Source organism: Dissulfurispira sp. (assembly GCF_036745535.1).
Classification (GTDB): domain Bacteria; phylum Nitrospirota; class Thermodesulfovibrionia; order Thermodesulfovibrionales; family Dissulfurispiraceae; genus Dissulfurispira.
This window is the reverse complement of record NZ_DAIOFX010000006.1, coordinates 41,275-53,354: the sequence shown is the minus strand read 5'-3', so window position 1 is coordinate 53,354 and position 12,080 is coordinate 41,275. Positions and strand designations below refer to the sequence as shown.

8 protein-coding genes are annotated in these 12,080 nt (G+C 41.0%); 5 read left to right on the top strand and 3 right to left on the bottom strand.

Going from position 1 to position 12,080, the window contains the following annotated elements; genetic code table 11:
* The first annotated feature begins 436 nt into the window (after positions 1-436).
* The 5 genes from V7L97_RS02745 to V7L97_RS02725 are packed head-to-tail and all read left to right on the top strand — an operon-like array spanning position 437 to position 4,801.
* Entirely contained in the window at positions 437-2,122 is a 1,686-nt protein-coding gene (locus V7L97_RS02745; protein ID WP_333653235.1) for a proline--tRNA ligase, read from the top strand.
* Entirely contained in the window at positions 2,082-3,080 is a 999-nt protein-coding gene (locus tag V7L97_RS02740; protein WP_333653233.1) for a Ppx/GppA phosphatase family protein, read from the top strand. The genes V7L97_RS02745 and V7L97_RS02740 overlap by 41 nt, the downstream gene beginning before the upstream one ends.
* A gap of 8 nt (positions 3,081-3,088) precedes the next feature.
* Positions 3,089-3,835, top strand: coding sequence for a thiamine pyrophosphate-dependent enzyme (locus tag V7L97_RS02735; RefSeq protein ID WP_333653231.1), 747 nt, complete (start codon positions 3,089-3,091; stop codon positions 3,833-3,835).
* The gene (locus V7L97_RS02730) at positions 3,820-4,377 is read left to right on the top strand and encodes a 2-oxoacid:acceptor oxidoreductase family protein (protein WP_333653229.1); all 558 of its coding nucleotides are present in this window, start codon (positions 3,820-3,822) and stop codon (positions 4,375-4,377) included. Before V7L97_RS02735 ends, V7L97_RS02730 begins: the two co-directional genes overlap by 16 nt.
* Positions 4,349-4,801, top strand: a complete 453-nt coding sequence (locus V7L97_RS02725; protein ID WP_333653227.1) for an N-acetyltransferase — start codon at positions 4,349-4,351, stop codon at positions 4,799-4,801. The genes V7L97_RS02730 and V7L97_RS02725 overlap by 29 nt, the downstream gene beginning before the upstream one ends.
* Here the strand turns inward: V7L97_RS02725 and V7L97_RS02720 are convergent.
* Genes V7L97_RS02720 through V7L97_RS02710 form a run of 3 tightly spaced genes read right to left on the bottom strand, consistent with a single transcriptional unit; the run spans position 4,788 to position 12,076 of the window.
* Positions 4,788-5,360, bottom strand: coding sequence for a SurA N-terminal domain-containing protein (locus tag V7L97_RS02720; RefSeq protein WP_333653226.1), 573 nt, complete (start codon positions 5,358-5,360; stop codon positions 4,788-4,790). The two genes, V7L97_RS02725 and V7L97_RS02720, sit on opposite strands and share 14 nt — an antisense overlap.
* Positions 5,314-8,064 carry an outer membrane protein assembly factor BamA gene (gene bamA / locus V7L97_RS02715; RefSeq protein ID WP_333653225.1) on the bottom strand — a complete coding sequence of 917 codons (2,751 nt, stop codon included), beginning with the start codon at positions 8,062-8,064 and terminating at the stop codon, positions 5,314-5,316. Before bamA ends, V7L97_RS02720 begins: the two co-directional genes overlap by 47 nt.
* On the bottom strand, positions 8,030-12,076 hold the full coding sequence (locus tag V7L97_RS02710) for a translocation/assembly module TamB domain-containing protein (protein WP_333653223.1): 4,047 nt from the start codon (positions 12,074-12,076) through the stop codon (positions 8,030-8,032). Before V7L97_RS02710 ends, bamA begins: the two co-directional genes overlap by 35 nt.
* Positions 12,077-12,080 lie beyond the last annotated feature (4 nt).

The window sequence follows — 12,080 nt, the reverse complement described above, 5'->3', positions numbered from 1 at the left end:
TGAAAGCTAACAGATTATTTAGATAGATAAATAAAATACTTTTAAAAAATACATATTCTTTTATAAAATATTGTATGTTTGTAATAATAGCACATTCTCATTATGACCCAGCTGCATTGCTAGCGAATGTTAAATTCCTATCGGATAGTCTCATTCTTAAAGTATTGCTGATAGTTCTTGTAATAGTACTTCTTTATCTTCTCAGGAAGGCTATAAATGATGGCAAGAAGGTGGCTTATGGGCTTATTTATCTATGGCAGCATAAAATGCAAAGGCAAGAACTTACTGATGAAGCTATAGAAAATATAGGGTCTGCCATAGAAACAGCTAAAAATTTGTCAACCCTGAAGACATTAATATTAATCAATAAGATTAGATTGCCTTTCTACTGTTTTTGCTGATATATTGAATATCATCTCTACTTGGAGGCTGTTTTATGAGATTTTCTAAGATGTTTATCCCTACAATGCGCGAAGTTCCATCCGAAGCAGAGGCTATCAGTCATAAACTTATGCTCAGGGCCGGTTATGTCCGACAGCTTGCTGCCGGGCTTTATATATTCCTCCCCCTCGGCTGGCGTGTTTTAAATAGAATAAACAAAATTCTTAAAGAAGAAATGGAAGCAATAGGCGCTCAGGAAATATCGATGCCAATACTCCACCCTGCCGAGGTCTGGCAAAAGACAGGCCGATGGTACGAAATAAAAGATGAGATGTTTCGTTTAAAGGACAGGACAGACAGGGATATGTGTCTTGGAATGACCCATGAGGAGATAGTGACATGGCTTGCATCCAAGGAAATCCGTTCGTACAGACAACTGCCACAGATATGGTACCAGATACAGACAAAGCTAAGGGATGAGGCCAGACCTAAAAGTGGTGTCTTAAGGACAAGGGAGTTCATTATGAAGGATAGCTATAGTTTTGATACAGATGAAGACGGTCTTGAAAAAAACTATAAGTTTCACGCTGATGCCTATCATAAGATATTTAAGAGATGCGGTCTTAAATTTTATCAGGTTGAGTCAGACCCGGGAATGATGGGGGGTGCAACTGCCCATGAGTTCATGGCCTCCAGCCCTGCTGGAGAGGATGAGATTATCCTTTGTGATATGTGTGGTTACGCTGCCAATGTTGAAGTTGCACGTTCTGTTTCGCCCGCAATTAAGGATTTGGGATGGAAATATGAAGAAGTTCACACACCGCAAAAAAAGACAGTAAAAGAGGTTTCTGAGTTTTTAAGTATTGAGCCGACCTATTTTATTAAGAGTCTTTTATTTATAGCTGCTGAAGGACCTGTCCTTGTCCTTATACGTGGAGACCAGGAACTGCATGAAAAGAAACTTTTAAGGGTAATCGGACAATTCAGGACTGCCCTTAAGGAAGAGGTAACGTCTATCCTCGGAGTAGAGGCAGGCTTTATAGGTCCGATGGGTCATAAGTTACGCATATTAGCAGATTCTATCCTTAAGGAAGGAACTTATATAACAGGTGCCAATAAAGCTGACTATCATATAAAAGGAGTGAAACCGGATATTCATTTTGAGGCTGAATGGCATGATCTGCACACTGCAAAAGAAGGCGACCACTGTCATAAATGTAATGCTTTAATTAAAACAGAGAAAGTAATTGAAATAGGTAATATTTTTAAATTGGGAACAAAATATTCAGTGCCATTAAATGCTGTATTCCTTGACAGGGATGGACAGGAAAAACCTATGATAATGGGCAGTTATGGCATCGGTCTTTCAAGGATCGCTGCTGCTGCCATAGAGCAGAACCATGATAAGGATGGAATAATCTGGCCTAAAAGTATTGCGCCGTTTGATATCGAAATAATTCCTATAAATATCAATGACGATAAGACACTTGAGGTTATGGAAATCCTTTATGAGGGGCTTACCAAAAACGGTATGGATGTTCTTATTGATGATAGGGATGAAAGACCAGGCATTAAATTTAAGGATGCGGATCTTATTGGCATACCCGTTCATATTGTCCTGGGAGAAAAAAACCTAAAAGACAATCAAATGGAGATTAAAGACCGCCGTACAAAGGAGATAAGAAAGGTTTCCATAGAAAATGCTGTCAGTGAAGCCATCGCCTTTTTCCAAGAGATATGAGGATATCTGCCCTGCTCCTATTGCAGTTATAGATGTAGGAACAAATACGATCAGACTTTTAGTTGGATGTGTAAGGGAAGGAAAGATAGTTCGTATTGCCACAAATAGATTTGTCACACGACTCGGCAAAGACCTGCAAAAAACCGACAGACTTAGTCCAGACAGCATAGAAAAATCAATAACGTCCATTATAAAGCTTAAAGAAGTCTGCAAAAAATACGGCGTACAAAAAATAATCGCTTTGGGCACAAGTGCCTTAAGAGAGGCAGAAAACAGCGAAGAGTTTTTAGCGGATATTAAAAAAGGTGCAGGAATAGATATCGAGGTCATATCCGGAGAAAGAGAGGCAGAATTAACCTTAAAAGGGATTCTCCCATCACTCCATCACTCCATCGCTCCGTTTCCCCATTTCTTATTAGTTGATATTGGTGGAGGCAGTACTGAATGGATACTTTATAAAAAGGCTAATGTGCAGAACTCAAAACTAAATATGGGCAGTATCCCTATAGGTGCTGTAAAACTCTTCGAAACCTTTATAAAACATGACCCCCCTGCTCCTGAAGAACTCATTCATATGAAAAACCTTATCTCTCAACAATTTTTTATGGCATTAAACTCATCACTCATCATTTGTCACTCATCACTATCCTTAGTTGTCACTGGAGGCACTGCTACAACAATAGCGGCTATCGATATGAGCATGGATGAATATGATGGAGACAAAATACATCTCCATAAAATCTCCCTACCTACCCTTAAAACAATCTATAAAAGATTAATCACGCTGCCTCACAACGAGAGGAGTAAGATAAAGGGATTGGAACCAGAAAGGGCTGACATAATAATATCAGGAACTCTTATTTTACTGGCTCTCATGGAGGCATTAAACATTAAGGAGGTTGTTGTAAGCGACTACGGATTGTTGGAAGGAGCAATTATAAGTTATCATATGTTATAATCGTAGCTATGAAAAAGGTATTTGAAAGGCCGAAAAGCCTCAAAACAACACCATTCCGTTATTGTCCGGGCTGCGGACACAGTTTAATTCACAGATTAATAGCAGAGGTCATAGACAATCTGGGCATTAAAGAAAAAACCATCGGTATTGCCCCTGTAGGTTGTGCGGTTTTTGCCTATGATTACTTTGATATTGACATGATAGAGGTTGCCCATGGAAGACCGCCTGCTGCTGCAACCGGTATGAAACGCACACTGCAGGACAGGGTTATCTTTTCATATCAGGGAGACGGAGACCTCGCTGCAATCGGGACCGCAGAGATTATCCATGCAGCAAACAGGGGAGAAAACATCACAGTCTTTTTTGTGAATAATGCCACCTATGGAATGACAGGCGGACAGATGGCTCCAACAACCTTGCCTGAACAAAAAACCACCACGACCCAAAAGGGCAGAGATATAAAAACAGCAGGTTATCCCCTGCATGTGTCGGAAATGCTTGCAACAATCGACGGTGTCTCCTTTATTGCAAGGGCTGCGGTTGATTCGGTTAAGAATCTCATCGATACGAAAAATCTGATAGAAAAGGCCTTCAGGTATCAGATGGAATGCAAGGGATTCAGCATGGTGGAGATATTATCGCCATGCCCCACCGACTGGTGGATGTCCTCGGAGAAGGCTGTTGAATGGATGAGAAATAAAATGATAAATGTTTACAGACTCGGGGTTTTAAAAGACAAATGGAAAACAGAATAATCATTGCAGGCTCCGGAGGCCAAGGCATACTGTTTTTAGGGAAATTAATAGCTTATTCCGGAATGCTTGAAGGGAAAGAGGTTACATGGTTCCCATCGTATGGTGCAGAGATAAGGGGGGGCACTGCAAACTGTACGGTCATTATTTCCGAAGAGATGATAGGCTCTCCGGTCATAAGAAACCCCAATATCCTGATAACAATGAATGAGGCATCATACAACCGTTTCTCGGAAAGGCTTCTGCCATGTGGTGTTTTAATCTATGATTCCTCTCTAATTAATGTCAGAGACAAAAGGAGTGATATTAAAACTATCGGCGTGCCTGCAACAGAGGTCTCCGCATCTTTGAAAAACACAAAATCTGCGAATATGGTTATGATAGGCGCACTTGTGGGACTTACCCATGTCTTAAACATCGATTCTGTAATCCATGCCGTCGATGAAATAACCCCGGCCCGCAGGAAAGAATCTGCAGACGTGAACAAGGATCTGATAAAGAAAGGATACAGATTATTTGAAGATAAGAAAGGCAAAGATAACTGATATAAAACACATTCATAAATTTGTAAACGAGTTTGCCAAAAAAGAGGAAATGCTTCCAAGGGCGCTCAACGACCTCTACGAAGGAATAAGGGATTTCTTCGTTTATGAAGATCAGGGGATAATCAAGGGCGTCTGTGCCCTGCACATTTTATGGGAGGACCTTGCAGAGATCAGATCCATGGCTGTAAAAGAGGAATACCGGAGAGCCGGCATAGGCAAGAACCTCGTCAAGAGATGCTTAAAGGATGCAAAGGAACTGGGAATTAAAAGGGTCTTTGCCCTTACATACCAGCCTGATTTTTTCAAAAACATCGGCTTTTCAGAAATCGATAAGGCTAAACTTCCTCGTAAGATATGGGGCGACTGCCTGAAATGCCCGAAATTCCCTGAATGCGACGAGCGTGCTGTGATTATCTATCTTTAAGTTGTATCTTTACCTCTGCATTGGCTCTCAACTCTTCAACATGTCTTTTCAATTGTCTGTTTGTTTCCATCTCAAACAAATACTTTTCTATCTCGTCCCTCACGGATAAATAATCCTTGCCCTTGAATTCGTTTATGTGCTCCATATAAAATTGGTTAATTGCATCTTCTTTTATAAGGATCAATGAGCCAATTTTTATGTCAATGTAGTCCTTTAAAAGCTCGTCATCCGTGGGGGCCTCAAGTCTCATCCTCTTTGCTTCTTTAATAAGCAGCAAACGGTTTATCATGGAGTTTATGACATCTTCTTCTGTTATATCTGTTACGGTTTTTTTCATTTTTATATAATTTTCCTGGAACTCCGAAAGTGTTATGGCTGTATCGTCAACATACGCAACTGCCCTGTCGATTACCTCAGAGAAACAGGTAAAGGTAGAGGTAAAGGTAAAGAATAGAAAAGATAATGCAAAAAGGACATTAAATCTTTTCCTTAACCTCAACCTTAACCTGTCTTTAAAACGCATGTCCGATGCTGAAATGTATCTCACTCTTGCTTTCACCTATTTCTCTATCTAATTTATAGCCATAGTCCAATCTGAATGGACCAACAGGTGTGTTATACCTTAATCCAAGCCCTGTAGTATATTTTAGGTTTGTTATATCTGTATCCTCCATCTTCTTCCATACATTTCCTGCGTCGAGAAAGGCAACAACGCCGAACCCCCTTCCAACGTCAGTTCTGAATTCGACATTACCCATTGCAAAGGCATTCCCTCCTGTAGGAGTCCCGTCTGTTCCTTTAGGCCCAAGGGTATCCTGTTCGTAGCCCCTGACAGTTGTCCTGCCTCCAAGGAAAAATCTCTCGACAATGGGAAGTTCCCTTGTGCTCCCAAAGCCCTTTGCGGCCCCTCCTCTTATCGATACTGCAAGGACTATCCTTTTGCTAAGGCTCTGATATTTGTTTACATATAACAACATCTTGACAAAGTCTGTCTCTGAGAAAAGGGCTGCGGATGCCACTTTAAAAGACAATCCGGCAAGAAGCCCTTTTCTCGGCTCAAAGGGATTGTCTCTGGTGTCATATATCAGTCCGGGACGGATCCCGCTTGTTATGAGTGTTCCTGTATCTTCTTTGCTCAGCACTATATCAGGCTTTATGTCACGGGTTTTTACAACAGAGAAGTCATAATAGAGCTCGGCCTTTACTGTTTCGCTGAGCTTTTTTTCTATACCTGCACTTGCAGTGTCCCTCCTTATTCTATAGCGCATATCTCCTGTATCTATGCCTTTCTCCTTCCTGTCTTCATGCAGGAGCAATGCCTTGAATGCCAGATCCTTTTCCATAAACCATGGCTCGTAATACGACAGTATAAACCGCCTTTCCAGTGTGCTTAGTTCTGTCCTGAATGATGCCTGCCTGTTCATCCCCCACAAATTTTTATAGCTTATATCGAAGAACCCCCTGAGCCTCTCGTACTCGCCATAACCAAGACCAAACTCCACGGCTCCGGCATCGGCCTCCTTCAGCCTGTAAAGTACATCCCGCGTATCCCCCACTTTGTCTGAGAGTTTTGCCTCCACATCCGTGAACAGACCTAATCTGTAAAGCCTGTGCCGTTCCTGAAGTACGAGATTGTAGTTGAGAGGGCTGTTCTCTTTATGCAGGAATTCTCTATTGATAACACGATATTTTGTCTGCTCATTGCCTATAATAATGGCCTTCCCGAATAAGGTAACTTCTCCCTCCTGTATAGAGAAAGTGATATGTGCAGCAGTGCCGGATATTTCCCTTTCTACAGTAACTACAGTATCTAAAAATCCGCGCTTGTTGTAAGTCTCCAGTATTTTTCTTCTTGCATCCGATATATCCACCTCATTGTATGGGCTCCCCTGTCTTAACGGCATCTCTTTTAGAATATCTTCTTCTTTTATATGCTTGCTGTTTTTTATAGAGATGCTGGATATTCTCACCTGAGGCCCTTCTTTTATATAAAATTTTATTTCTACCCTGCTGTCGGTAATTTTTATGTCAGGCTCCTGAATCTCCGCATATAGATAGCCGAGTGCATGATAAAACTCTGTTATTGTCTCCATGTCAGCCCTCAATGCATCAGGGTTATAGTAGCCGCCTGACCGCAATGTTAAGACATCTTTCAGGCTCTCATGAGGAATGGTAAGGTCGCCTGAGATGCCCTCAAATGCTATTGAATCCACTATATATCGATGCCCCTCGAATATAAAAAATTCAAGAGAGACGACATTATTAGAGGTGGATATTACAGGTGCGACCTGAGCAAAAGGATAACCGTATTGATGGTACAGTGTTATTATCCTCGCTGTTGTCTCTTCTACCAGGTTGTCGCTGAAGGCGTTTACCTCGAAGAACGGCATCTCTTTCATTAATATCTTCGATTGTATTGCAGTATTGCCGTTAAATGAAATAGCGAGCTTTTTACCTGTGTCAAGCCTTATATTTAGTATTCCGTTGCTATATGAATGGACAAGTGATGTTCCGACATATCCCTGCTCTTTATAGTATTGTGTTACCTTCTTTGCCAGACGCTCTATTTCCGTACGATCAAAAATATCTCCTTCTGAAAGCCTTAAATATGATTTGACAATATCCTCCGGCTCGGAGATTATGATCTTTTTTATGATTTCAGGTTGTCCCTCTAAGATATTAATTACAATAGCAATCCTGTTGTTCTTTTTATGGACGATGTTTAAAGTGACATCTGAATTAACAAATCCTTTTTTTTTCAATCCATTTTTCAAAGATTCAGTTGCCCTTTTTAAATTCAGGGTATTTAATCTCTCTCCATCTTCTATGCCGAACTGTTTTTTGATAAACCTGTCGGAAAAATAATCATTCCCGGTAACCTTTATGGAATCTATTATATTTTTTTCTTTCACTGTTATCGTTATTTTTGTGTTGGCATCATCGAGACTTTCAACAATAATGTCTTCGAATATCCCCTTTAAAAAAGCCCTTTTGATGCCCTCCCTCACATTGGTTTTATTCAGGACTTCTCCTTTATTAATATCCAGCAAATATAAAAGCTCATCCTCAGAAATTGAGTAAAGGCCTGAAACCTTAATGCTGGTTATTGGTAAAGGGTTATTGATAAAGGGTTGAGCATAAGCCACGACAGGCAATAGGCAACAGGCAATAGGCAATAGAAGTACGAGAAGAAAATTACCTATAGCCCATCGCCTATCGCCTGTTTTTCTATTTGAACTCAAACCTGAATTTAATATCTCCACCTATTCCGCCTCTTTCGTCCCTTAGTCCAATAAGGGATGTATTTTTCCCCAATGTATATTCCAATTTCAATACCTGTTCTTCACCTGTACCCACAGCAGTGCTGTAGGTCACATAAAGCTTGTCTCCTAAAAGCCTTTTTGCTATTGTTACGCGTGGCGTAACGGTGCCTGTAGATTTTGAGACATACGGGTCTACCTGAACCCTGTCAAATCCGGTAATAGTTTTTAGCCTCTCTTCGAATACATCCTGCAGTTTCCCTGTAATGAATGCGGTAGCCTCACCTGCACCAATGCCGCCTTCGAGTCCCTTAAGGTGTTTTCCCATCTGTCCGACGGTAAGCAGGCTAAAGATATCTGTTTCATCCAGTGCTGGACTGGATGACAGTGAGAGATTAAACTGCTCTATATAACCGCCCAGATTGAGTCTGATGTTGTAGTTCCTTACCCTTGTTTCTGCCGCAATATCAAAGTATGGGTTTACCTGATTGGGATTTGCAAAATCTACACTTGCCTTTAATACCTTGAACTCATTATTTCTGAAATAAACGATTCCTTCTTTTGCCTCCACCTTGCCCAAGAGTATGGGTTGGCCTATACTTCCCCTCAGAAGGATATCCATTTTCATTAAAGCCCTTGCAACATTATTATCAATGAAAAGGTTTGTACCCGATACCCTGATATTCAGGTTGGTTTTATCCAGCTTAGTGACCTCAACCCGCAGCCTTTCCTTGGGCCGTGCCTTGAGAAGCCAGCTCTTCCACTCTATCCTTTCGCTGTACTTCGCCTTCTTTATGGCAATGTCGCCCATGAGGGTCTGTGTTTTTAGAGTGCCCCTGTAATATAAATTACCGTCAAAACTGACCCAGAAGTCCTTGGATACAGAGGCTGTTATGTTATGCAATCGTGACTCTATGAAAAATCTCTTTATGGAAAACCTATCCAGGTATGCGGTTCCCGATATGCTCACGTCTCCGCCCGAAAGTTTTCCGTTGGCCCTCTCAATGGTAATGTGGTCTTCGTCTATATATATATATGCAGCGATGGAAGTAAGACGGTAGCTTATATCCTTAAAGCCGAGGGTTCCGTTGCTTACATCCATGCCTCCGTTTATTTTGGGTTTTTCCCAATCGCCGGAAACAGAAAAAACAAAGGATGCATTCCCCTTTATGACATCTATGGTTTTTGATATTGCCTTTAAAGGCGCCAGAGACGAAGATCCTTCTAAAAGCAGATCATAGCTTTTACCTATCGTCATGCTTCCGCTTAGTTTAAGCTCTGTGGTATCGCCTTTCATGGACAATGCCCCGATGGAGAGTTTTCTGTCATCGAGTCTGGCTATAATGTCAGTGCTGTTAGTAAAACCAATCCCGTAGAGATAGAGATGCACCCTGTTTATTGTTGCAATGGCATTTATGTGATCTTTGTCTCCATATGCCTTTATGTTGCCTGTGAGGTTAAGCAATAAATCCTCAGGAATGTCTTTCAAAAAACCGGCGGCGATAAAGTCATACCGTGCAGTTTGCAGTTCGACCGTGGCAGACCACGGTAGTTTTTCGGTAAGATCTGCATTTCCTTTTATGCTCATCCTGCCATTTAGAAACTCTGCGGCGATTTCTGCATGTTTATCGATCAATATGCCTTTAAGCATCCCCTTTCCAATGGAATGTCCTTTATAGCTCCCTCCGTTTATGCTGCTCTTTAATTCTATTTTTGGATTTTCGAATGTCCCTTCTCCTTTGATATCTGTATCTGTGAGCAAAATGGTTTCGAGAATTTTGGAGCTTTTTAAACGGCTTAAACTGTTTGAACCATTTGAATCATTGGGTATGATATCGACAGCTTTTACATTTTGGCCGCGAGCAGCAAAAGAAAATCTCTTGTCTAAAGTAAGTATTCCGTTAGCATTAAGAGTCGATGTGCCTCTTTTTATACGTAAGGAACCAAATGAGAACTCCCTCTTTGCATACGAGACCTTTCCGTCTGCGCTGTCCACAGAATATTTGTTTTGCAGGGTCTGCAGAGATAATCTCTTTGCATGGACGTCTCCTGACGCCCTGATATCATAAGGTTTTCCATAGAGTCTGAAATCCGCATCCATGTTTCCTGCAAATGTAGGGGCATCTTGAAATGTGTCAGAGAGGGCCTTAATATCAATATTTCTTGCCGATATATTTAAGTCATAATCAGGCTCTCTTAATTCGAACAGTTCCAGTGCTTTTTTGAAATAAACACTTCCTGAAGCCCTGTACTCTTCTTTTGCAGTGCTGACTGTGATGTTCTTAACAGTCAAAAGGTTTTTTCTGTATATCATCTCAGCATCTGCCCTGTCGAAATTTATTACTCTTTTTTTCAATACATCGGGGATGCCCAATTCACCTATTGAGAATATTGTGTTGTTCGATGCAAATTTCAGGTCTATTACAGGGTCTTTGAATGTACCGGATACAGAGCAGTTAAATTTTCCGGGGCCTGATAATGCAGTAAAATATGGAGATGAAAACTCCTTTACATCATCGGTTGCTCCGTTCCCTACAAAACTCAGGGTATTCTTTTTAAGATCAACGGTTCCTGATGTTAAGATGCTCGACTTATCGGTGGAGATGAATATTTTAGGGAAATATATTTCATCTCCCTTCATGCTGAATTCGCTTTCGATCTTTTTCACCCTGTCAAGGATGCCTCTGTCCTTTGGCACGCCAATATAATATAAATTGCTATAATAGAAATTGCCGTGAGGGTTAAACTCGCTGCCTGCAGACTCGATCTCACCTGAAACCCTGCCCTCCGGGATATGCGGATCCCATCGTATCAATTTGAACAGGCCTTTGCTGCTCACATCCTTTACACCAACCTTAAGCGTATAATAATTAACAACAGGGAGTTGTATTGTGGCTTCGACATGAGCAGTCCCTTTATAAAGACGGGCACTCCCATCGGTAAATTTCATGGTACCGTCTTTATAAGATACATTGCAGTTTAAGCTGTCAATCTCTACATCAAAGAGATTTCCGTTTTCGAGCCGCGCCTTTGCATTCCCCTGAAGATTATTTAAATATCCACTTAGTTTTCCGTCAAAATTCAGGTATCCCTTTAATGTCTCTTTTACTGAAAGCAATTCCATGAGCGTCTCGATGAATAGATCGCCTTTGATTTTCAAGTCCATAAAAACCTTGTTTGTCCATATCTTTTGGCCTGCATTCAGGTCATCGATCCTTAACGAACCATGAGCAACTACCTTTCCGTCTCCCTTGTTTTTAAGACCGAAGATTCTTTTTATGGATTCGGTTAATAGATTTATCTCTGTGCTGAACTCACCGCTTAATTTTTCTGTTCCAAATGTTCCTGATGTCTTTATTTCAGAGCCGTGGGATAGTATCTTTAAGCTTTTCAGATCCACCTTCCCTTCTTTGAGAAAGAAAAACATCTCCAGCATGGATGTGAATTCAGGAAACCCTTCTTTCATTATGCTAATGCCACGAGAAGATATTCTGAACCGCGGGGTATGGGATATTGTTATCTCGGCATTCATCCCCTCAGCCAGCAGTTTATAATCTTTGTCCTGAAGTGATAAAACGCCGTTGCCGATATCAACGGATTTTATGATTACCTTGAAGGGCATTTTTGATTCTTCTGCAAGATAATTTTTTACATTTTGTGTTATCTCCTCAACCTGCCCTCTATCTGACTGTATAACAGGCCCTTTTATGACGAGCCTCCTCATAACTATTTCCTTTCTCAACAGTCCGGAGATCCCGACATAGCCTTTGACTCTTTCAGCACTAAAGATACGATTGCCGTTGTCATCAAAGGCCTTCACATTCTTCATCTCTACAAAGAGGGGGAAGATATTTATGTATATCTTCTGGGTTATGAACTTCCTGCCTGTCATCAGTTCAAGCTCAGGCAATATCACTTTTTTTAGGGCATTGGAAATATTGGGACCCCTTAGTGCATAGAAAGAGATGCCTAAGAGAATGGCTAATATTGCGATAGAGATAATTCTTTTTTTCATAGGT

Excerpts from the sequence above, each read along its gene's own strand:
- V7L97_RS02740 (WP_333653233.1), top strand. The coding sequence starts at position 2,082 with ATGCTGTCAGTGAAGCCATCGCCTTTTTCCAAGAGATATGAGGATATC.
- V7L97_RS02730 (WP_333653229.1), top strand. The coding sequence starts at position 3,820 with ATGGAAAACAGAATAATCATTGCAGGCTCCGGAGGCCAAGGCATACTG.
- V7L97_RS02745 (WP_333653235.1), top strand. The coding sequence starts at position 437 with ATGAGATTTTCTAAGATGTTTATCCCTACAATGCGCGAAGTTCCATCC.
- V7L97_RS02735 (WP_333653231.1), top strand. The coding sequence starts at position 3,089 with ATGAAAAAGGTATTTGAAAGGCCGAAAAGCCTCAAAACAACACCATTC.
- V7L97_RS02710 (WP_333653223.1), bottom strand. The coding sequence starts at position 12,076 with ATGAAAAAAAGAATTATCTCTATCGCAATATTAGCCATTCTCTTAGGC.